At 49.4% G+C, this 21452-nt stretch carries 23 protein-coding genes; all 23 read right to left on the bottom strand.

Annotated features, from left to right (window positions below):
- Positions 1-47: 47 nt before the first annotated feature.
- Positions 48-2606, bottom strand: coding sequence for a DUF6273 domain-containing protein (locus tag OYT88_RS18130; RefSeq protein ID WP_274401770.1), 2559 nt, complete (start codon positions 2604-2606; stop codon positions 48-50).
- Between the two features lie 6 nt (positions 2607-2612).
- Complete coding sequence (locus OYT88_RS18125; RefSeq protein ID WP_274401769.1) at positions 2613-3677, bottom strand: WxL protein peptidoglycan domain-containing protein; 1065 nt, start codon at positions 3675-3677, stop codon at positions 2613-2615.
- Positions 3678-3797: 120 nt separating this feature from the next.
- A complete protein-coding gene (locus OYT88_RS18120) occupies positions 3798-4136 on the bottom strand; it encodes a WxL domain-containing protein (RefSeq protein ID WP_274401814.1) in 339 nt (112 codons plus the stop codon).
- A gap of 44 nt (positions 4137-4180) precedes the next feature.
- Positions 4181-4378, bottom strand: a complete 198-nt coding sequence (locus OYT88_RS18115) for a hypothetical protein (RefSeq protein WP_274401768.1) — start codon at positions 4376-4378, stop codon at positions 4181-4183.
- Between the two features lie 75 nt (positions 4379-4453).
- Positions 4454-5518 (bottom strand): ImmA/IrrE family metallo-endopeptidase, encoded by a 1065-nt coding sequence (locus OYT88_RS18110; RefSeq protein ID WP_274401767.1) that lies wholly within the window; start codon positions 5516-5518, stop codon positions 4454-4456.
- 134 nt (positions 5519-5652) lie between these two features.
- Entirely contained in the window at positions 5653-6234 is a 582-nt protein-coding gene (locus OYT88_RS18105) for a hypothetical protein (RefSeq protein WP_274401766.1), read from the bottom strand.
- Complete coding sequence (locus OYT88_RS18100; protein ID WP_527194301.1) at positions 6224-6550, bottom strand: DUF5592 family protein; 327 nt, start codon at positions 6548-6550, stop codon at positions 6224-6226. Before OYT88_RS18100 ends, OYT88_RS18105 begins: the two co-directional genes overlap by 11 nt.
- Before the next feature lie 5 nt (positions 6551-6555).
- Positions 6556-9009, bottom strand: coding sequence for a pLS20_p028 family conjugation system transmembrane protein (locus tag OYT88_RS18095; RefSeq protein ID WP_274401764.1), 2454 nt, complete (start codon positions 9007-9009; stop codon positions 6556-6558).
- 2 nt (positions 9010-9011) lie between these two features.
- Positions 9012-11168: a VirD4-like conjugal transfer protein, CD1115 family gene (locus OYT88_RS18090; protein ID WP_274401763.1), complete on the bottom strand. Its 2157-nt coding sequence runs from the start codon at positions 11166-11168 to the stop codon at positions 9012-9014.
- The gene (locus tag OYT88_RS18085; RefSeq protein ID WP_274401762.1) at positions 11165-11527 is read right to left on the bottom strand and encodes a hypothetical protein; all 363 of its coding nucleotides are present in this window, start codon (positions 11525-11527) and stop codon (positions 11165-11167) included. The genes OYT88_RS18090 and OYT88_RS18085 overlap by 4 nt, the downstream gene beginning before the upstream one ends.
- A gap of 16 nt (positions 11528-11543) precedes the next feature.
- Positions 11544-12647 (bottom strand): hypothetical protein, encoded by a 1104-nt coding sequence (locus OYT88_RS18080; protein WP_274401761.1) that lies wholly within the window; start codon positions 12645-12647, stop codon positions 11544-11546.
- A gap of 15 nt (positions 12648-12662) precedes the next feature.
- Complete coding sequence (locus OYT88_RS18075; protein WP_274401760.1) at positions 12663-12893, bottom strand: hypothetical protein; 231 nt, start codon at positions 12891-12893, stop codon at positions 12663-12665.
- A 1-nt stretch (position 12894) separates the two neighbouring features.
- Positions 12895-13086, bottom strand: a complete 192-nt coding sequence (locus OYT88_RS18070) for a hypothetical protein (RefSeq protein ID WP_274401759.1) — start codon at positions 13084-13086, stop codon at positions 12895-12897.
- Between the two features lie 29 nt (positions 13087-13115).
- Positions 13116-13355 (bottom strand): hypothetical protein, encoded by a 240-nt coding sequence (locus OYT88_RS18065; RefSeq protein WP_274401758.1) that lies wholly within the window; start codon positions 13353-13355, stop codon positions 13116-13118.
- Between the two features lie 21 nt (positions 13356-13376).
- Positions 13377-13517, bottom strand: coding sequence for a hypothetical protein (locus OYT88_RS18060; RefSeq protein WP_274401757.1), 141 nt, complete (start codon positions 13515-13517; stop codon positions 13377-13379).
- 137 nt (positions 13518-13654) lie between these two features.
- Positions 13655-14026, bottom strand: a complete 372-nt coding sequence (locus OYT88_RS18055) for a hypothetical protein (RefSeq protein WP_274401756.1) — start codon at positions 14024-14026, stop codon at positions 13655-13657.
- Positions 14027-14042: 16 nt separating this feature from the next.
- Positions 14043-14768, bottom strand: coding sequence for a hypothetical protein (locus OYT88_RS18050; RefSeq protein ID WP_274401755.1), 726 nt, complete (start codon positions 14766-14768; stop codon positions 14043-14045).
- Entirely contained in the window at positions 14765-15577 is an 813-nt protein-coding gene (locus OYT88_RS18045) for a hypothetical protein (protein WP_274401754.1), read from the bottom strand. Before OYT88_RS18045 ends, OYT88_RS18050 begins: the two co-directional genes overlap by 4 nt.
- Positions 15564-16799, bottom strand: coding sequence for an ATPase, T2SS/T4P/T4SS family (locus OYT88_RS18040; protein WP_274401753.1), 1236 nt, complete (start codon positions 16797-16799; stop codon positions 15564-15566). The genes OYT88_RS18045 and OYT88_RS18040 overlap by 14 nt, the downstream gene beginning before the upstream one ends.
- Positions 16800-16816: 17 nt before the next feature.
- Complete coding sequence (locus tag OYT88_RS18035) at positions 16817-17206, bottom strand: pXO2-26 family protein (protein WP_274401752.1); 390 nt, start codon at positions 17204-17206, stop codon at positions 16817-16819.
- A gap of 155 nt (positions 17207-17361) precedes the next feature.
- Entirely contained in the window at positions 17362-17556 is a 195-nt protein-coding gene (locus OYT88_RS18030; RefSeq protein WP_274401751.1) for a hypothetical protein, read from the bottom strand.
- 20 nt (positions 17557-17576) lie between these two features.
- The gene (locus OYT88_RS18025) at positions 17577-19982 is read right to left on the bottom strand and encodes a MucBP domain-containing protein (protein ID WP_274401750.1); all 2406 of its coding nucleotides are present in this window, start codon (positions 19980-19982) and stop codon (positions 17577-17579) included.
- A 456-nt stretch (positions 19983-20438) separates the two neighbouring features.
- The gene (locus OYT88_RS18020; protein ID WP_274401749.1) at positions 20439-21158 is read right to left on the bottom strand and encodes a hypothetical protein; all 720 of its coding nucleotides are present in this window, start codon (positions 21156-21158) and stop codon (positions 20439-20441) included.
- Positions 21159-21452 lie beyond the last annotated feature (294 nt).

Below are 21452 nucleotides of genomic sequence, written 5' to 3'. Positions count from 1 at the left end.
TTCGCTGGTCTGCATGGCAACAACTCCTTTTCTTGTACGCTCAATATCTACGGGGCACTGACTAAATCCTCGGTAACCGTCGTCTGATAGGAACCAGCATAGGCGCTTGCCGGCGCAGTCACGCGCAGGGGGGCGTTGATCGTATAACTGCCGGTCCCTTTTCCCGAGGCCGCCGAAGCCACGCTCACCGCGCTACCAGCATCGATCGCCTGATAGCTGCCGAGTGGGCTACCAACCGTCCCATCACTGCCGCTGATCGACGGTGTGCCGACCTGAAGAGTGTTGGCTGGCAATGTATGGCCATGACCGGAAAGCCGGCTCGCCTGCATCGTGACATGCCAGCCAGTGCCGCTGCCCCGGTTATCCTGCACACCGAAGGCACCCGTTGAAAAATTAAGCGTCTGACTCTTCCCGTTGTCAGAAGTTGAAGCAGACAAACTCGTCGATGGGGTTTGATTAATCCAAAGCAGGCTGCCCATATTGCTCACCGTGACGGTCTGGGTTGATACATTGCCCACAGCATCTTTGCTCTGAAACGTGTACGAACCATTCTGTAAAACTTTATAGGATACCGAATTGCTCGTGTGCCAGACACCGTCCGGAGTCTTTACTGCCTGAACGCCGGACTGACTATCGACTGCCTGAGCGGTCAAGGTGACAGGCGAATGGACGGTCGATGTCGGATTGCCGGAGACGGTGAGCGTTGGCGGAGAGGTATCAATTTTAACGGTGACCGTTTCCTGAGTCGTTTGACCTCGGTTATCAATAATCGTAAAAATATAAGTGCCCGCCTGATTGAGTGTCCCGGTGTAACTGGCGGCATTCACCGTCTGACCGTTTGGCAAGGTGATCGACTTGATTGTGAAATCAGATACATCGTTCAGCTGGTAGGCGAGCGGGTTCCAAGTGATGCTGGCATCGCCCGTATTAACAATCGGTAAGTTGCTCCACATGTAGAGGTCCATGGCAAAGTCAGAAGGCACCGTGAACGTTTGGTTAAAGCCAACCGTGCCATGAGCTTTGATATAGGCAAGGGTCATTGTGATTTCTGGCTGAAATTTTCGATTAAGATTAAATTCGCCATTGACGAAGGACAGCGTGTCATACATAAAACCGATTTGTAAATTATTGCTTAAATTAATATTGGAAGAATTAAAGGACACTGCGCCCGAAATCGTTATAGATTTCCCATTGTAACTCGTGTAATTGGGGAAAAGATAGGAAACGTTATCTCGATAATTCTGAACGCCCGTGACGGTTGTTCCAACTTGATTATCCGAAGTGATCGTGACGCTGACCGGCTGGGTCGTCCAATCACTGCTTGACTGGGAAACAATGATGTTGCTTGGCGGGTTAATATTGCTAATCGGAACGGTCAAATTGCGGAAGTTTCCAGCCTTGTCCACTGTTTTAAAGACATAGTAGCCATTGCTCTTGATCTTATATGAAAACGATGTAGCTGTTGTTTTCGTGCCATCGGGCAGCAGCGTGTAGGCCACTCCGGATGAATCGTCGGTTGCTGAGAAATTCAAAGCGTAGGATCCATTCTGCCGTTGCGTGAGCGCAGAACTATTTGTGACGGTCAGGGTGGGCGGTGTCGTGTCCGTTGTGCCATGGGTCGGCGTATACGGATCGTTGGAGTAATCGACGTCAGCTGAAGAATAGTTGATCGTGTTCGAATTGACAGGTACGGCTGACTCTTGGGCATCGTATTCCATCTCATCGATTGCATGCGTCGCAATAAGCAGAGCATAGCCATTTTGTTTGTTGACCACCTGCCATTCGACGGGCACACCGAGAAATTGGCCAAAATTAACAGTCTGGCCAATCGTGAGATTACTGGCCAGGGTTCCGCCTACACTGGCCGTAGGCTTAAGATTAAGCGCTGGGACGACCCCCTCAGATTGACAGGGCACATCGTAGTTGGCGGCATTTTTTTCGTCAGCGATCGTGACGACCGTGTCCCAATTACTAAGCGGAGCGAAGTCCGTACCCGTCCACCAATGATCATCATCTGGAACGCCGCGTAGGGCTGTTGCTTGAGAAGTCAATGTACGGTCCATGCTGTACCCGCGCTTTTGCAGATATTGGTACACGTCCCAAGCGCTCAGCAGGAAGACCTTATCGTTGACAAGGTGTGCTGCATAATTCGCGCCGCCACTCAACAAATTAGGAATTGAAAAAGTCAAAGACGAAGATTGTCCTGTGCCTACATTGGAAGCGTAGGTACTGGAGTTACCGGCGTTATACATGCTGCTATACGCCGGCGTGTAGTTCACCCGATGACGCGTGACAGCGATCGCATTTTGATCGGTCGTTGTAAACTCGTGCAGGAAACCTTCGGAAGAAGCCGTCGAAGGAGCAGCGCCGGTATAAGCAACCTGGCCTGCAGCTGCAGAACTGTTGAGAAATTCACGCAAATTGGATGAGTCCCACCAACTTGATCCGTCGACAGTCGGATTGTATCCTGTTGCACCGCCGACCGTTAAATTAAAATTGCTGTTCGCCGACGCGACCATCGGCCAGGCATCCAGAAAAAAAGAAAAAGCAAGGATGAGTGCAGCGGATAAACGGAGGAACCGGCTCCTCAGTCCTAACAGTGACATATCGCATCATTCTCCTTTTTTCGCTTTCTGGTCTTCTTCTCCATCATTTTTTCTCCGTTTCCAAAGGATAAATACTAAGAGCAAAGCCAAAATGATCACGAGGCTGACAAGGGTAGAAATAATAATGATTGTCAAATGATCATAGGGGGCCGCAACCGAACGTGTTTGCGTCTCGCGTTGATAATTCTCCACTGCTTGGTCAGGTACTGTGAATGAATAACGGTCACGAACCGTCTTTCCGTTCACTTCATGAATGATGTCCAACTGATAATCACCAGGAGAAAATGTTTTAGCTCCCCACGGAATGGAATACCCCACAGAGGAGCAGGGGGCCATATTAAAATCGTTGGCACGGCCGTCAAACAGCTTTTTTCCGGAAGCGTCATAAACTTCCCAGCTGAAATTCACGCCCATTGCAATCGTTGCCGATCTGTTCTGAATCTTAGGTAATACAATCGGCGTGCTCGTCGTGATGGCAACAGACGGTTGATGAAAAGTCACGTCCGCAGCCGGTGCCTGACCGACAATAGCCTCAATGCCAATCACGCGATCCACTTGACTGTGAATGACGATGGATTGATTCTTTGACTTTCCTGTGCTCGTCGTCTGGGAGGTTGGGGAAGAAAAGGAAAGGCCACCCAGTAGGACACCCGTGCTCAGGTGATCTGGAAGTTTAAGCGTATAGGTCACATCAAGCGATTGGCCAGCGGCCAGTGTGACTGACTTGGGCCCATAAAGCAATGGAGCCATCGCCCGACTCGGGTCTGTTAATCGTGAGTAAGGGAGACCCTTCTCTGCGGTGTATTGAATGCCTCCAAAGGTGGAGGTCAGGGCATTATCCCGCGTCATATTCACCGTTGCCGCGCGGTCTGAGGAATTATGCAGGGCAACGGTCAGCGGATAACTGTGCCCGGGCTGCGCCGCAAAACGAAAATACCCGAGCGCACTGGCCACTGAATCGGCCGGCTGCACATCAAAATTAAGTGACGCGGCTTGTGTCGGCAGTACTGGAAGTAAGAAAAAGGCAACCACAGGAATTAACACTAAATAAAAATAAATCTTTTTGAACATCATCAACTCTCCTTTTCATTTTTTGACCCTTATGACCTTCTGAATGGCAGCTTTCACGCAAAAAAGAAAACTGAAATTCAGAAAGACACAAGGGAAGCCCTGTGTCTTTCGAAAACAGCCTTAAGGTGCAGTTGCCAGATCATAGACGATAGACGTTGTGTACGTGCCAGCAAAGGTATTAGCCGGGACATTAACAGTCAGATTCTTTAGTGCTGCTGTATAGCTTCCCATGCCGTTTCCAGCTGTCGCATCCAGCAATGTCACTGCACCGCTATCAATAGCGGCAGCTGCGCCTGTGCTGATCGTTGGGACCGCGCTCGATGTCTGATCAATCTTGTTGACAGACACCACCGGATCAATGCTTGCCGATCCAGTCGGCAGCGATTTTGAACCCGCTGCCACCTTGGGGCAGCTCGCCATGAGATGCCAGCCCGCGCCAGTTCCCGAAGCATCGGTCACGGACACATTGCCGAGTGACACCGCTGCAGACGTGTCGTAACCCGTTAATCCAACCGCCGGTAGCGTGACTGTGCTACCAGAGGGACCGTGCGTGCACCTCCATTAATCGTCACATTCGCGGTCTGGGTGGCCGTTGGGTCAGCCGCATGAGTCACGCCAAGGCCAGAAATAAAAATTAAGGCAGCCACAAAAAGCGCGACTGCCGTTTTCAAAAATTGATGATGAACTTGTACATGAACCATTCAGATTTAAACCCCTTTCCTTGAAATTCACCGACTCACATTCATCGACTTCAGCCTTTTTTCCTCTCACCTCCTTCAGCGGCTCGGCGTCAGTGACGCTGACCTTGGCTTCGATTTTCCGGATAATTTTGAAGACCGTTCTGGCAAACTGTAAACGGCTGAAGCCTCGGATTTTGACGATTCATTCTGGCGTTGCTGAGGTTCTCTTCCTAATTTGTTTTCCAGAGTAGAAATGAAACTTAACGACGTTTCGTGGACCTCTCCGATCAGTTTCTTTTTGTCGTTCAGAGTTTTATTTTTCGTCCAGCTGGCCAGATAGTGCAAGGATTCATTTTTTGTATCAATTCCGAAGTGGCTATGAACGACATAGGCCGTCATCTCCGCTTGAAATTCCTTCTGCCTCATGGTAGTCTTCCCCAGCTTGTCCACCGGATGAAGGGCCGCGTGTGCCAGTTCATGCGTCAGAGTCGTCGCATTCTCAAATGGCGTGTTCCGTGGGTTTAGTTGGATTTTTTTAAGCGTCGGGATAAAGACGCCCTTCGCCGCACCACCGGTATAAGGGCTGCTTTCGTCGATCGACATTCCCAGATTTTTGGCCACCTGACGCAATCCTTTCATCCAACGGTCGAAGTCCTTGATTTCTCCGGTGATATGGCGATTAGGGAAGAGTTCCGGCAATTTCTCAAGTGGACAGGTGGTCTGGGAAATGTCAAAAACCGTTCCGGTCGTGAAACCCCTGTGCGCCTCGATCTGGCGAAGCGCCCCCTCGTTAATCGCTCTGAGCTCTTCTGCAGTCGCCTTCCTAAGCGGCTTCCATTCGCCTGTCTTGGTTCGGAATTTGGCAGGTACCTGAATGGGCACCCAGATCTTTTGACCATGCTCGCCTTTTCGGACGGTATAACTTTTAGACTTCCAAAATGGATAGGAGCCGACCGCCACTGCACCGGGAAACTGCTTTTGAATCAGTGCAGCGTTCGCCGGCGAGTAGCGATAAAACTGACTCATAAACGATAGATATTCTTTCAGCTTCTCCGGATCGACAAAATAGCCGTCAATCGCTTGATCCATTTGGCCAATTAGGCCTTGGATCTCTGCTTTCTTCTCCTCGGGCGTTTTAGGAGAGTAGCGCCTATTCGGCATCGGGAACATCCTCCTCTGCGCCCGCGAACTCCGGAAGCGGAGGCTGCTGCATCCAAAGGACTGGCTGATCAGCTGCGGCGATCGTTACGTCGGTGTCTAGTTGAGCATTCGTTGGCAAAATGATTTCACACCTCTCATAATTGATTGTTGAAACTAAAAAGCACCCGCTTTTTATCGCGAAGTGAGAGCGCCTCCTGTCCCAGATGATCTTTAAACCGTTCCAGGTCCTGCAGACGGGTTTTCAGTTCCTCGATCGTCTTTCCAAAAACGAACAGATAAACGTTGCGCATTCGATGCTTTTTTTCGATGTAGCTCAGCTTCTCTAGCTCAAACTGCTGAATGCGTAGTCGATTCGGATCCGTTGTATGTTCTATCTTGTATTTCCAGTAGTTTTGCTGATCCTGATTGTCTTCCGGAAAGTTGAGATACACCTCTTTAAGCGGCGGCACATATAACTTATTTAGGTTCCACTGACCAGACGTCAGCGTATCGTACTGCATACTGTCCAGCTTATAAAGATCGTACTGCCGGAGCTTTAGGATCTCGATGAACCCGTCAATGAACCCTAATACCTTAGTTATCACATAGCCATCGTCCGTGTACCCGTGGACGGGGTATATCCGGTTGATTTGATCCAGTTCGGCCAGTGCTTTCTTCTCACGACGATTCGTTGGTTGTCGCTCTTTCTCCCGTTTCTCAATCGCGTTAAACGGCATTGCTCTTGCTCCCTTCGGTTGGTTTCACCTTTCCCGGCGGTAAAATAGAGCGGTAGACGCCATGATCGCGGAACAGAACGGTCAACGTTTCTTGAACCATCGTTTTACCCGCTGCGTGTCGGCTCGGCATGAGTAGCACATACACCGTCGTCGGAACCAGTGCCACGTAGATGTATGAAAAACCTGGCAGGACCAAGAATTTTGTCAAGAAAGCCAGACCCCCGCTGGCAAAGACGATCAGCCACTGTGCAATCGACAAGCCATATATACCCGGCTTCACCTGCAAATTGTGCGGCGTTTCAATAAACGTGCGCATGCGGCTCACTGTTTAACCCCCTTCTTCACATTTTTGGAGAGCCAGCCTGGAATGTTTGAAGCATTCATGGTTGTCTGGCTGATGTCATAGACCTCTCCTTGCTGAAAGTCCGTGACCTTCCCAGCTCCATCTTTTACAGGAACCGTCACGGTGATCGGCTGAGCACCTGACTGAATGGCTGCCCCGTGACTGTGCCAAAAGCTGGCGGAACCTACTGCCTGCGCGTTCGGAAACTGTTCTCGAATGCTGGCCTGGTTTGCCTTAGAATAAGCATGTAGCGCCTGCGGAACGGGTGGGGCTGCAATTGGTTGCGGTGAACTCGTAGCCGCAGTCGAGGGGTTCGCGCTCGTTGTTGAAAGAACAGGGTGCGAGGGCTGACTGCTCGACGAAATAGACGGAGTAGGCAAACTTGTCGGTCCAGAAGGCGGACTGTTTGGGCCGCTATCTGCCTGAGTTGGAATGCTGGCTGGGGGAGGCCCCGCAATCGAGTTATAGGTCAGGTCGCGGCTTTTTCGGTAAGCGCTGAAGGGCGCAGAATCTGAGATCCTTTGCGCCATGCCAGCATAGCTATTGGTGAGCTTCCGTCCAGCGGCCTGACCCAGTGTTTCGCGTGTCGTCGGCTGCGGTTCGGTGGCGGCGATTGCCTGTTTCCCTGCAGCGGCACGCTGAGCAACCGAAGCCGGCAGATGAACTTGACCGGTCCCTCTAACGGTGCTGATCGGTTGCGGTGAAAAATGCCCAAAACCGGAAAATGCTCCACTCGAATGAGGACCTGACGATCCGAGGGTCTCCGGACCGCCGCCGGCAGACGCATCGCCTAGAGCAGCAGTGGAGGTCCCGCCTATACTGCCGGAACTGTCGGGAATTGCAGCCCCCCCTTGATCCGAGTTGCCGAAAGCAGGAGTGGATTGGGAAGCTGCAGTCGCCAGCTGATTTCCTGCAACTGCAGCAGAAGGTTTAGTCGCAGCCGCTACGGACGGCCCGGCAGAAGTTCCCCCGGCCCCGGGGGTGCTAAAGCCGAGCCCTTTGGAAGCGGTAGCAATTTTGTCGCCCATTTTCTGAGCGGCCGCCTCGTCAGACAGCGGGGCTTTCATCTCGCCCAGTCCACCCGGCTGTTTGCTGTTGCCAGGCTGGGCATCCGGCTTGACATTTTTCGACTTAGATGGGTCGGCGGCGTTCGTCGCCTTGCTCTTAAATCCATCGAGAGCTCCCTTGCCTGCGCCCAATGCCGCGCCGCCGACGTTGGCTGCGCGGCCAGCCATTTTCTTGCCGACATCCAGTGCCTTTTTCCCAGCGTCGAGGGCACCGCCAGCGGCACGGGAAGCCAGAAAGCCGGCTCCCATGAGGCCCATTGCGCCTTTGATCGCACTGCTCATGCCGGCATTGATGCCAAACAATTCTTCGACGATGTTCGGTCCGTCGATAACCAGAAAACCAGCCGCTACCGTAAAGATCACACGCACCAGATCGCTGATTCCTTTGACACTGGAGATATAGTCCAGAAAAACGAAATAAATCTTCAAGGTCAGCGCCATCAGGTAGAGTACGATAAAAATGTTCCGGATTTTGAGGATCATCTTCTTTGTCCGCTGACCGCTTTCCAGATCGGTGAATGAGCTGCCAATCGCAATCGTTTTGACGAGGGCAAGTTCCATGCTCAGCTGGGCTACTTTGAACATCGTGCTCAACACGACGACCATGGTCATCAGCAGACTGATGATCATAAGAAACGGATGCCAGGAATAACGATAATACGCTTCATCCGCGGTAAACCAATGCGTCTGCATATCTTCGAGTGTCAGTTTCCCGGTGGAATTGCTAAGCTTTTTTGAAAAAATCTTTTTGCCATCATCAGACAGTGGCGAATTGTTGCCAGTATCCACCGCCTCATTAATATCCAGAACAGACACATCGCTGTCGCTTGAAATGTAGTTTTTACTGCTCATTTTACTGGCGTTGAATTTGGCTTTATCCAATAAGTAAAGATCAGTAATGTTGGATTTAATCACCTGTGTCCCGTCGCCCATTTGACTGCTCAAGCTCTTGGCTGAACTTAAACCGCTCTGCCCATAGTTGACCATCTTGTACATCTGCTGCATGCCCCAGGGCATCGCCGCAAAGAAAGTGACGATGACTAGAAAATTGACGATGAGCTTGTTATAATCCGTCCGATGCCGGATAATGATTGTCCAGCCTAAATAAGCAAGAGCCAGCCCTGCCATCGTGAAGAAAAAAGGCAGATAGGGCTTAATGAAGGCATTAAAACCTGAAGAATCATAAAATGCCATGAGTTTATAGGCCTGTGTGACCCCATTACTCAGGCTATTATCAACGGCGGAGAGCCCTTTAATGATTGACCAACCGATCCAACGAAGCAGATCTGTTCCCGGCGAGTTCAGGCTCAGGTAGTCAAGAATGCTCTTCAGCTTGGCTATAATTTGGCTGTCACTGAGCCCCATGATCAAGCCTCCTTTCTTTCTGAAAGCAGTGCAAGAATCTGCCGGATGCCGTCCTTCTGGCTTAGTGCCACATTGCCTTCATAGCCAAAAAACTGCTGAATCGCTTCAACGGTATCCAGCTGATTAAAGGTAGCCGCACGGTCCGGATCGAGCCGGGCAAAGGACTGCCTGAGCAGCTCCAGCTGATCGCCTGTTAGTACGGTTAAAATACCGGTTTCCGTTTCCGGAATGCCTTCAATGTGCTTGTCCTCCAAAGGATCACCTTCTTTCTTTTCCGGATGTTGAAAGTCAATGACCAGTTTATTAAGATCAATGTCCTTATGCGATCCCCACAGGTTCATGTCCTCAAATGTACTCGGGTGATTGAAACGATGCATCAAATATTCATACCGATGGAGCATTTGCGTACCCTCAGCAACATTCGCGAAAATCGGATACGGCTTGATACGCCGGCCCTTCAGGTCGCGGCGATGCTTCGTACGCAAAAGCACCCACTCGCCATCTTGAAGCGAAGAAAGCTCGTCCGGCATTAAAAGAAGACGCTGAGCCTCGCGCTCAGAAAAGACTTTGTCGATCGCCAGCGGATCACCCTGCCGATCCGGCGCAATAGCCGTCTGATTACCGAGCAGTTTGGAAAATTCCTCCGCATCTTCCGGACCGTCCGACATGATGTAGTAACGATTGCCGCAAGCCCCAATAATCGCCGCGGCAAGTTCCTTGCCATATTTGTCCTCCAATTGTGCCCGGCTCTGAATGATTAAATGATAGAGAATGTTTCGGCTCAGACCGACATTCATCGCTCGCGATAAGCCTTCGATCGCTGGGATGTTAGCGGCTTCTTCCAGCACATAATGGACACGTCGGGGTAGCCGGCTTTCCTTCGACAGCGTCGCCTTTTCGCTCAGCACAGCATTGGCCTGGCTGAGAAAAGTCGAAATCAGGCTGTAGTTGGAGTCGTCCCAGTCCGGATAGACAATGAAGAGGGCGACAGGCTTCTCCCCATACGCCATGTCCTCAAAATTCATATCGTTCTGCGCGGTCATGCGTGCAATCGTGTCGTAAGCGTAATTCTTCAGCTTGGCCATCGTCCCGGTAAAGATCCCGGACCGCGTGACCCCTTGTGAGAACTGCACCGTGCCGTACTGCAGCTTAGCCGGATCATTCACGGGTAGGTTGGCAAAAAACGAATCCAGATCTGTCATTCCATTTTCATCCGGATCGCTTCCCAGTTCATTGAGCATGACTGTGACTGTGTACATCGTGATGCACTCCGGATGACCAATCTTCTTACAGATTCCGCAGACAGCCAGGATCAGGGCGTTCGTCAGCGAGATGCTGGACTCTTCCCACATGGGATCTTTGGCGTTTGGGTTATGGAACAGCGAATAGGATAGTGTGTTGCACAGCATCTGGGCCTTCGCGTAATCACCTTTCAAATAAGCCCTTTTGACCAGTTCCAGCGGGTTGTAAGCAATTCCCTGATACGGCAGGAGCAAGTTGAATACCTTCACGTCGTAGCCATGCGCGATGAACTCGGCCCGGGTATTTTTCAAAATATCACCCTTGATGTCAGTAATGAACGCCGAATCTTTTTCCTCCGCGCGCATCACGGCATCCAGGAAGGGATACGTGAACGTTTCTGTCTTGCCGGATTGTGTCGAGGAATCCACAACGGAGTGCGTGTTCATCGTTTCAATGTACAGCGTGTGCTGGTGGTGCAACACGGGATATCCCGATTGTCCCTTGTATTCCTCATCATTGTCCGGAATGGCTTTGTACTGTTCCTGAACCTCTTTCAGCGTGGTCCAGCGCCGCGTGCCCTCCGTACCCAGGTTGATGTCTCTGTAGGCGATCCGCATCTTATACAGTCGGATCGGCAAAAAGATGGCCAGAATAATTGCCACGACAACATAAACCAAGAATAGTGAAGGAACAGGCGTTACGAGCCAGGACATGCATCCCGTAAAGAAAGAGGGACGCTGCGCGACTTGGCTAGCTGCAGTCGTCAGGGTTGTGTGAAGGTATCCTGGCAAACGAATGACCATATTCAGCACGAAATTCACGGCCAGTGTGGCAAGAATGACTACCCCGATGGCATAGGCCGTTAAGAACCACGGCGTCGCCAGAATCCTCTTCCACTGTTTGTAACGCTTGTTCATTGCCTCTGCCCCCGATTGACCGGATCAGCGGCTCGACGAAGTTGGCGAAATAGCCGGATGATCTCAATGCTTAGCGCCCCGGCTCCCAGAACATAAACTGGCCAGGATGTCAGGTGCGGATGAAACAGCCAGGACAGCGTCGAGCCCGAAAACAAGTTGGGCAGCTTTATCTGGAACAGATGTCCACGATGTGCCTGCGCGAGCAATGTATGAAGCATGTCAGGCAGCTGGCCAGTCAGCGTTAATCCGATATTCGCAACCACATAAGCCAAAAACAGAACAGCCGCAAGCCAGAACGGCCACACGTAAGGACGCAGCATAAAGGCAGGCCAGTTGGCTCGGTTTTCATTTTTCTGCATGAACCCATTCCTCCCTTCAGTGCATCCCGAACTGACTCAGGACCTGATTTTTTAAGTGGACGATAGTCTCCATCGCTTGATGAGCCTGATCTGGATGTTGCCAGTACCACAGTCCGCTTAAAAAGAAAGCGACGAGCACCAGCCCGCCGATCCAAGTTCTCCCATGCCCGCTGCGCACCTTCGCCGTTCGGGCTTCCTTCAGCTCACGGGCCAGCCGTTCCTCGTGCCGGGCATCTTCCTCCACCTGTTTTCTCACCCGTTCTCGGTCCGCTGCCAGCTCTTCGTAGAGCTTTGCTTTTTGTTTTGCTTGCTCAAGTTGCACGTCCAGTGCTTTGATCCGTCGTTCCTCTCGTCGAAGCTGCGCCGCCTGATGGTGTTGAACCATGATTTTCATTCCGGTTGCCGTGGATTTAGCGACTTGCTTGACCGCTTGCTTCACGACAGGCCCATACTTCTGCCAGATTGTACGGCAAGTCTTGAGCCTACCGACCAAGCGTTCGAATGCGCGTCGACCCTTGGCAGGAACGTGGACGGGTTCTCCACGTTCCTGATTCGGCTCCTGGCTGACCGCTGCTGCCGGCTCTTGTTTCTCGTTTCTATTCACGTCACTAGCTGTATGGGTTGTCCTTTCGTTTGGAGCCTTTGGACGATGCCGATCCTTTGGCAGTCGCACACGAGAGGCATGCGTACGCACTTCCCTCCGACGATCATCACCCTTGGGCTTTCGCCAGAATGCTAGTCGAGAGAAAAACCGGCCACTTGGCACACACGGTGGAACATCGGCCGGTTCAGGCTCCTCTGGTGCTCGCATCGCTTCAGCTACTCGCTGGAGCAACCGGTCTTTGTCCGCTTCCGGCTCATCGACGAACACAGTCGTCAGCGCCTCCTGTACAAGAAACAGCAAGTTTGTTGGCTGTCCAACTCCGATCAGATGACGGTCTTTAAAAAGTAGGCGATTCCCATCATAGATCACATAAACGACTGCCTCGCTAGATCCGGCAGCCTGCGCCTCCTCCTCCAGTTCCTTTAAAATTTCACTGGCACGGCGAATGGATAGCGGTTGATTTTTCTTCACTCGTTTTCGTAGACGCCGGCTGGCTTCAAAATAGACAGTTAACAAACAGCCCACCCTCTTTTAAAATTTCAGGTTGCCTTGCAGCCACTGCGAAATCGACAGAGAGCTAATGCAGACGGCCAGCCCGATGGCTACGTTGACCATGCCGTCTTTGGCTTCCTGAATTTTCTGTGGATTTTTCTGCATATAAGCAATGCCGTAGATCGACAACTTCAGTGCGGCATAGGCCCCGCTGATTGTGGTAACGAAATTTAAACAGGCAATGATAATATTGACGACCCCTGATGGCATATTAGTCCCGACCCTTCTTCTGTTTTTCGATGAATAAATTCAGCGCCGCATCCAGCGTCGGCACGCCTTCCTCAATGACCCTCCGGTGCTGAGTGTCCAGCCAGTCCTCGTAATCTTGGCCTTGTGCCGCCAGGATTTTGACGGCCATTTCCTTCCGCTTGCGCCTTTCCGCGCGTTCCGTTTTCTCTGACATCCGCAGCCCCCTTTCGTTGTTTTCACAGCCTAATTCAGCTGCAGCTCGACGCCCTTCTCATGGGGCACGAGCCGCTGGATATGAAAAACGCGGAGCGAATTGATCACTCCGCAGTAAAAAACGACCGACAAGCGCCCCATCTTCTCACTTGTCGGCAAATGTTTGACCAGAACTGGCAGTCTGTCTGGCTGCCAAAGAAAACGCTTGTCCCGGTCAATTTGTTGATATTCCTCGTAATCCACGTTGATCGTCAAAACAGACCTCCCCATTCCTTTTTTCCTCCTGACTGATCAGCCCTGCCAGATCGTGTTAAACCAGTTCCACATCGATGTCAGCTCAGTCGGTAGATGCCCAGTCACCGATGTATAAACAATGAGAGTCGCTGCCAGTCCAACGACAACGACTGCGACTTCCATAATCCAGGTCCGCACGTATTTCACCTCCTCTAAAGAAGATTTTTAAAAATATATAAAAAGCCCTGAGATCCAAAGGATCAGGGTCTTTTAAGCAAATATTTGAATGTTTGGGACTCGAATGGTTCAATCAGTTCCATACCGAACGATGCCCCTCAAGAACCGTCCCCCCGGACTAGAGAAACGGCTGATCCCGAAATGGTTTGCGGAGGCAGTTGAATATTGAGCAGAGTCAGCCGTTCCGGTACTTTGACCTGATAGTTGATCACGCTGCCATAAGGCTGTGCCCCGTTGCCGCTCTTGCTTTCCAACCGATAGCGTCCCCCGTACTTTTGTTGGTCATAGGCGTTGATTTCCGTCATCGCGCTGCCAGTCAGCCCTCCGTTGCGCTGAATCTGATAGTCGACATACTGCCGGAAATCATACGCCTGACTGCGCTGTGCCCAATATGCTGCAGACGTACCAAGAGCGGCGATCAGAATCGCAAAAATAATCAGCGTCGCGATATTCAGTACCCAAGTTCGCATAGCTTACCTCCCCTCCTTAACCGTGAAAGGTCATGATTTTGCCAAAATTCGATAGGTAACTGATCAGCGAACCGGAAAAAGGGATCAGCATGCCGAGGAAAATCGCGAAAGCCAGGTAATTAAAGCGAGCAATTCTCATCTCGCGAATTTTTTTCCGATTTCTGAACAGCTCGTCGCTGGCCATCTTAGCCAAATTACGCAGCACATCTGGATCTTTGGTATTCTGCTGAAACTCAAACAGAGCCGTGCAAAGTGTGCGCGCTTGATCACTCCCCGCACCGGCACGTTCGCCAAATTCCCAAAACACTTTAATGTCATCCGGCTGCTCAATCATGCGACCAATGAGACGATGTACATCGTCCGCGATCGGGATCTCTGGATTCTGCTTAAGCGCCTGTTCCAATGCGTCAGTGAAGGAGGTCTGTTCCGCGATCGGCACGAGAACCCGGAAATACAGGGCAAAATTGACGCGCCGCTTGATAATCGACAGCTGGGCAAGTTGCCGAATGTTGACGTAGTGAAACTTCCAAATCAGAAAAGCAACACCCAGCGCAATGACAGCCGGAAGCACCGATCGCACAATCAGGGCAAAAAGGACGGCCAGCAGAAAAAGTAAAAGCGGCACAAGCAATCGTCGGCCCCTTTCCCGTTGTCGTCCCTTTTCCGTTGCATAAACGGTTTTTAGCAATTCTTCATAATCCGGCTCCGACAGTTTCCCGGACAGCCAGTTTAAGACTTTCAATAGTTGATCTCCTCCACCTCGTCATCGACATAGTTTTTGAAGAAAATACGATAAATGATGCCAATGTACACGAAGTACAGTGTGTTGCAAAACCAGCCGGTCGGCTGGTGGCTGTACAAGTTGATCCAGTTTTCCAGCGTAAATACATGGCTGAGAACGAAGAAAGCAAAGAACGTCATGAACAGCATGATCAAGAGCTCGCTCTTCGGCCCCTTCTTGTCCTCGATAAAGGTTTCACGCTCTATGAGGACCTCGTTGTGCTGCCGAGTGATCTGATCGAGCACGTTCGTATTTATTCGGCCAAAGGCAAAAATCGTCGCAATTTGTTCCAGGTAGTGAACAAAGGAAATGTCCTTTTTGTACTGCCTTTTGAGCGATTCAATGGCCGTGATGCCCTCTTTTTCGCTAGCTGACCGCAGCCTCCCAGTGAGCGTCGTTAGCTGCCCGCCCAGCTCCCCAAGCGTGATGCTCGCAATTTCATTGAGACAACTGACGAAGGACCGAGCCGGGTTTTTAATCATCTGCGTGAATGTATTCGTGAAGCGGTCTCGCTCCCGATAGGATTGCATCTCATAGACGCGGTGTGCTTCAGCCGGAAGCACCCACAGATAAGTGCCCAGTACGCCCATCAGTCCATAAATGGCAGACATCCACCAATAGCGATAGAGAATATATGACATGATATAGAGCGCGAGAAAGGCAATAACAAACCGGGCCAAGAGTTCACGGGCCTGAATCTTATGTCCATACTTCTCGCGCCAGACGTTGATTTCCTCAAGCGTCCAGGTTCGCCGTTTAAACGTTGCCAAACACCTCCTTCAGTTCGTCCGTATCCACTTCATCCACATCCTCATAACGCTCTAGGAGCTGGCCGCTAAGAGGAAAAAACGAATCGATAAACTGGCCGTTCCGACGTTTACGACGAAAAATCGGACGGGCCGTGCAATCCGGATAAAACTCAATGACCTCGGACAGCCAGCGGAGCGTCTGCCCGTTCTCCTTCTTTTTCTTCAGGTAGCCGCCGATTGGAAAGGCGGAATAGATATTCTTCAGCATCCTTTCTTCATTCACGCTGTGATACTTCGTGATCATGCTGAGCAGGCGATCGGGAATCATCGGCGCGCTGAGGGTGTGCAGCGTTGTAAAGACGTGCGTGCCCCCAATCGCACCTTCCACTAGTGTGCCGGTTTCCCGGCCGCGGATCTCGGATGGCATGACCCATACGGCATCGTTTCGAAAAGCGTCCTCAATACTTTCTTCATAATTCGCGCCCGGACCGACCAACCACTCATAAATGTTCAAGTCCGGAAACAACATCTTAGCATGGGTTTCGTCCTCATCTTCCAGCAGGATGATCTTTTCTTCCGGATTGGCCTTGGATAAAACCAGTTTTTGAAAAGAGGTCTTGCCGGTCCCCATGTCGCCAGCCAGAAGCATATTATTGTGAGCCCATAAATTTGAAGCAAAAAATCTGAAGATGCTAGGCGGGCAAAAATCTTGGATCGTCGCCTCCGTCATCACCAGCCCCGGACGCGACAAGCGAATGGAAAAAGTCGGGCCGCTGACCGTCATGGACTGATTCCGGGCTGACAGACGCTGATTGCCGATTTGTCCGGACAGACGCGGTTCTTTTTTGCTGAAATCCTTCTTAACCCGGGAAGCCGAGCGCTGAAGTAGGCGATTAATATAGTCATCATTCACCCGGGGATCTTTAATGTAATAAAAGCCGTTATTGGTTTTTCGAAACAACCGGGAACCGTTATAGCCAACATCCGTGTTCTTCGGATCCTGTTGCAGTTCTTCAAGAATGCCCAGCCCGACAATTTCCTGCACAGCGTAATTCGCCTGTGCTTCCGTTTTGACGAGTTCTGGAAATTGCGTCATGATAACTGAACCCAGATCAGCTCGTGATTTTGCATCACCATCGTAGCATTCGTTCATCAGCTTGGCGTGAGTAATCAGCAGCTGATCTTTTATAATTTTTAGTGTGCTGGGCAACAGTTTGCCTTGTGAATCCTTAACGCCTTCCATTGAAATCTCCTTTCGTTTTAGTTAGACGCGGTGACGTTAGCCACATACGTGGTATGGTAATCATTACCCTTGCCGTCGTGAATCTTAATTTTGATTGCCTTCACCGCGCCCGTCTGGCTGTCATTTAGAAAACCAAAAGTATACTGCACCCCCGTCAGATGAATCTCCATGTTTTTCTGAAACAGTTGTTCAAAGTCTTGTTTAAACGCCTCCTCGTTTAGCCGCAAAACGCCCGGATCGGCCCTCGACCGCTCGTTCGCATCGACGATCACTGCGGTTTTTGCGGATTCGGTCATGTCCATGATGACTTCTTTGTGCTTGTCATCGAAAGACAGCCAGGTATTGAGCACAACCATCAGTGCGCTCCAAATAATGAACATGAGAAAAAAACGCGTGTAGACATTCACGTGTTCTCCTCGCCTCCCTTCGTGTTTCTGAAAACAAAAAAAGGGCCATTCAAATGAACTGACTTTTGAATGGCCCTGCAGGGCTTGTCCGCTGTTGTTGCATGGAAATAAAATTCTTTACTTGCAAACCTTGTTTACTCTCACAAGCGATTTACTCAAATATCAACGACGGTGTTGAGCATTTTATTAATATCTGTATTTAATTCCTTCAATTGTTGGATCGTGGTCTTTGCATTCTTGAACTTATGTTTTTTTACCTGTTCATTGAGATCGGCTTGTAGTTGTTCTTCGTCGGCTTGAAGCGTGTGTAGATCGTGTAAAACGTTTTGAAGGGACAGATGTTTTTTCATAACAGATCTCCTCGTATCAGTTAATCGTTCTCGATCCACTGCTCGTCGCTTTTTGTCCATCCAGGCGGCAGCCCATTCGGGAACGGATTGTCCGTGTTCACCGGTTCCATGAGGAGCTCGTCTTTATTGATCGTCGAACTGCCCATCCAGGCGTACATATAGGCGACAAGCTGCAGCTGATCCTGAATCTTCAGCGTCACTTTATTTACGCCGAGCGGATTCGTTGAATAATCCACGTTATAGGTCGCTGGAATAGTCTGCGACTTGTCTGGCCAAATCGGCGTGTAGAACTCATTGTGACCATTGTATAGTTTTTTCTTGATGCGCGAATCTTTAGCGGCAGCCTGCTCGTCAGTGAACAAATGTCCTGTGTCATCTTCGACGTTCATATGAGGAAAGACGAAGGACTCGTCACGCCAATAGTTGCTGCCGTTGACAAACGCGATCCGTGTGGCCGTCATGGGCACATTGACGTCTCCATTTTTGACGGGATAATCCAAGTACGATTTATCTTGCAGCACGGAGGGAGCCTGGAAAGTAAAATCATCTTCACTCACCGGCGTTGCATAGTTGTAATTCACTCCCAGTTCATTTTGATAATCAAGACGAACGGTTGACGCAACGCCATATCCCGTTTTTGTCTTCGGCAGCGGTGTCGCGCTGTAGTTAAAGGTCTCATATATCTGTGTCATCGACTGCTTCGGTGCAATTTCCGTCATCACGACCCGTTTCGCTTGGTCCAAATCGTTCACGCTATTTTTCAAGTTAAGTGTCACAGTGTCTTCCGAACTCGTATAACCGTCCGTCGTTAGCTGTGCGGCAGCCGTTGTGTCGTCCTCAATCTTAACGTCATTGGCATTATAGTTTTCAAACTTGACCGTATAAGGCTTGTGCGTATTCTTCACAAGTCCGCTTCTGGATGAAATCTTAAAGGTGAGATCTTCCGGCAGCGAGGCTGCGGTATAAGTCTGTGTGGCAATCCGTTTTGAACCTTGATAGAGCGAAACGGCAATTGGGCTCTTGGACATGTCAGCCAGTGAAGAACTGTAGTTAAAGATTTTATTCAGCTGAACGCTGACCGGCAGCCCATCGGCAACTGGAGCTGTGTAGATCTTCAGATCTTTAAGGCCCGTCTTGATGAGTGGAATATCGTAATAATAATTGATCGTGATGTTATTCCGACTGATCGTACCTGACTGAGAATCTCCAGATTCTTTGACATAACGGTAGGTATATTCACCGTTTTTCGTTTTAAAATTTGTCGGTGGGGCCTCCGAATAATGATCGCCTTGATGCACACTGTAAGATTCCGAAGACGCTATCGGCTTGCCGGTTCGGTTATCCAGATAGTTGACCGTCACTTCTCGTCTCAGCTTATACCCAAAAGTGTGGTCGATACTGTTGCTTGGAACCTTTCCCTTCCACGGTGCGGTGCTGTCCGCGTCATAAGAATCGCCGCCTGACGTGATCGTCTTCGGCGGCGTGTAACTGAAAGAGGAACCGATTGTTAGGGTATTGGTGTCGTCACTCTTTACCTTATTTCCTGTGTAATCGTCCACATAGTGGCGTGTAACCTTTTCGGTTCGTGTCCAAAAATGGACAGTAAACCCTGCTTTTGTTGTAGGGTCGTCCACAATAAACGGACTGGCTAAAATTGTTTGATAGCTTTGGTTATATGGAATATATAAAATAGATGCAATTGTTGCTTCCCAAGCATTCACATTACCCGTCTTATAATCAGAATTATACGATAACGGAGCGGTAAAATAAAAAGACTGTCCGCCCTTTACTTTAATTGAACCACCCTTTTGTACTTTTCCTCCGATGACATGAATGGTTATACCGCTGGGAATGTTCAAACTAGCATAGCTAGCATTGGATCCACTTACCTTTATTGTTCCCGACTTTTGTACAGTTCCGGATATGTTGGATGAAACATATCCGGTATTAAAAGAAATATTATATCTCGGTGCATCTTGTTGTTCTGCATGTTTAATCAGACTGGCTACGAAAGAATCGCTATTTGAAGCTGATTGTGGCACGGTTGTCTGTCCATTTTTCCAATTATTTAAGGCCACCCATGTTTTTACATAATCCGTTTTTGATCCATTGCCTTTATAACCTCCCCCTCCGTATCCGTAATAAAGAAGCGAAGTTATATGAAAATCATAAACGTCTGTTCCATTGTTATAACCTGTTCCATTTGAAGTGGGAGGCAAATTACTTTCTGCATAGCAATAAACAAGATTGCTACCATTTAATAAATATGCAGTCGTATGGTAATATCCTGCAGCATCCACCCACGTATAATCCCCAGCGGCATGAATTGTCGCCGCCTCAGCCTGTTTAGCAGGATTGAGTATGGGAAAAAGAGAAGATAGAATTAGCAGGGATAAAATAAATAATCCCTTTATTTTTTTTCCCAAATTTTTGCGCCTCCATTTGAAACCTTGATTGAAAGATATGGTCAACCTTGATGCTTCGTAACTCAAAAACCCGTTTCATTTCGAAACGGGTTTTTTTTTAAGCTCCAAAAAACATACAGACCAGAATCACTACATAAAAAACCTCAGCTGATCCTTCCCTATATATAAAAATTTATGATTTAAAATGACTAAAATCCCTCCGTCATTTCGGCAGTTTTCAAAAAGAAAAAGGCCCCTGTCTACTTGAGAATATAACTGAGGGAAACAGTTCCTTTACCGGCAATTCCTGACAAGCGGAACTGACCGATTATAACGACGAGATCAATTCATTTCACACCGTCATCGAAACTCTCTGTTAGGTCGTGACCTTAATCCGAACTGATCGAGTAGTCTAAGGTTAAACAAGCCGTTGCAAAAGCAACTAAACAGGGATATTTATTTACCGCCTCCATGTACTTATTTGCCAACGCCAGTAACAGTGTAATGAACGCCCCCGCTGTTAGTTCCGCTATATATCTGGCTTGTATGTCCGGAATTAATTTGATTAATTACACCTGTTAAATCAGTCGAAGTAACACTTGTTGACTGACTGCCACTTGAACGATGACTAGTGGATCCAGTGGACGATGAACCCCTATAAGCCGTACCTGACGATCTTGAAGTTGAAGTTACGCTATTGTGACTTGAATATCCACTACTCTTCACCGGCGAACTTGGTTGAGCTGGAGCAGAATACGATGCTTGACTCGATCCACTAGAAGAAGAGGAAGAACTTGTTGAACTGCCCTGAGTTACCTTATCCTGCTCAGAAATAGACGATGACGGTTTATTTGCACTAGCAGGAGTAGAAGAAGTAACAGATTGTTTAGCAGCAGTCGGATGATTTGTTACGGTTACAACGGCAGTTTTTGCTTTTTTAGGGGTCGTTTTTTCTTGGCTACTACTTTTGTCAACTTTTTTTGTCGCTTGAGCCTTGCTTTGTTTTGCAGCGGTCGTTTTCGCCAAATGCGAAGGCTGAGAAGCAGCATATACTAGCGCGCCACCACCCCCACCGATAATCAGCACAACGGCAGCTACCACAGATAGAAAGACAGGACGATGTTTCAACCGTTTGACTAGAGCCAACATTTTGGTCTTCAACGCATTGTCCTTCACCGAAAAGTGTTTGCCTTTCATTTGTCCCACCACCCTTTTATTTCATATTTGTATGTTATGTGTCGGTCACTGGGATGTCTGATATAGTTCGATGGTTTTATTATACCATAATTTACCTGATACCAAATTCAGTGCCGATAATAATAATCGCCACAATCAGATAACGAATAGACTTGTGGCGTATGTACGGATTTTTAGCAGTGGTTTATTCCGTGAACTCTATCTCAGCACAGTATCTGACAAGCGCCGGAAGTCAGCAGAAACACAGATGCATATCAGATCTGAGAATGCGCAGCCATACCTGCTGTCCCGATT

It is taken from the genome of Sporolactobacillus sp. CQH2019 (genome assembly GCF_028765345.1).
Lineage (GTDB): Bacteria > Bacillota > Bacilli > Bacillales > Sporolactobacillaceae > Sporolactobacillus.
This window is presented reverse-complemented; position numbering and strand designations above follow the sequence as displayed.

Excerpts from the sequence above, each read along its gene's own strand:
- OYT88_RS18130 (WP_274401770.1), bottom strand. The coding sequence starts at position 2,606 with ATGTCACTGTTAGGACTGAGGAGCCGGTTCCTCCGTTTATCCGCTGCA.
- OYT88_RS18125 (WP_274401769.1), bottom strand. The coding sequence starts at position 3,677 with ATGTTCAAAAAGATTTATTTTTATTTAGTGTTAATTCCTGTGGTTGCC.
- OYT88_RS18115 (WP_274401768.1), bottom strand. The coding sequence starts at position 4,378 with ATGGTTCATGTACAAGTTCATCATCAATTTTTGAAAACGGCAGTCGCG.
- OYT88_RS18110 (WP_274401767.1), bottom strand. The coding sequence starts at position 5,518 with ATGCCGAATAGGCGCTACTCTCCTAAAACGCCCGAGGAGAAGAAAGCA.
- OYT88_RS18105 (WP_274401766.1), bottom strand. The coding sequence starts at position 6,234 with ATGCCGTTTAACGCGATTGAGAAACGGGAGAAAGAGCGACAACCAACG.
- OYT88_RS18100 (WP_527194301.1), bottom strand. The coding sequence starts at position 6,550 with ATGCGCACGTTTATTGAAACGCCGCACAATTTGCAGGTGAAGCCGGGT.
- OYT88_RS18095 (WP_274401764.1), bottom strand. The coding sequence starts at position 9,009 with ATGGGGCTCAGTGACAGCCAAATTATAGCCAAGCTGAAGAGCATTCTT.
- OYT88_RS18090 (WP_274401763.1), bottom strand. The coding sequence starts at position 11,168 with ATGAACAAGCGTTACAAACAGTGGAAGAGGATTCTGGCGACGCCGTGG.
- OYT88_RS18085 (WP_274401762.1), bottom strand. The coding sequence starts at position 11,527 with ATGCAGAAAAATGAAAACCGAGCCAACTGGCCTGCCTTTATGCTGCGT.
- OYT88_RS18075 (WP_274401760.1), bottom strand. The coding sequence starts at position 12,893 with ATGCCATCAGGGGTCGTCAATATTATCATTGCCTGTTTAAATTTCGTT.
- OYT88_RS18070 (WP_274401759.1), bottom strand. The coding sequence starts at position 13,086 with ATGTCAGAGAAAACGGAACGCGCGGAAAGGCGCAAGCGGAAGGAAATG.
- OYT88_RS18065 (WP_274401758.1), bottom strand. The coding sequence starts at position 13,355 with ATGGGGAGGTCTGTTTTGACGATCAACGTGGATTACGAGGAATATCAA.
- OYT88_RS18055 (WP_274401756.1), bottom strand. The coding sequence starts at position 14,026 with ATGCGAACTTGGGTACTGAATATCGCGACGCTGATTATTTTTGCGATT.
- OYT88_RS18040 (WP_274401753.1), bottom strand. The coding sequence starts at position 16,799 with ATGGAAGGCGTTAAGGATTCACAAGGCAAACTGTTGCCCAGCACACTA.
- OYT88_RS18030 (WP_274401751.1), bottom strand. The coding sequence starts at position 17,556 with ATGAAAAAACATCTGTCCCTTCAAAACGTTTTACACGATCTACACACG.
- OYT88_RS18020 (WP_274401749.1), bottom strand. The coding sequence starts at position 21,158 with ATGAAAGGCAAACACTTTTCGGTGAAGGACAATGCGTTGAAGACCAAA.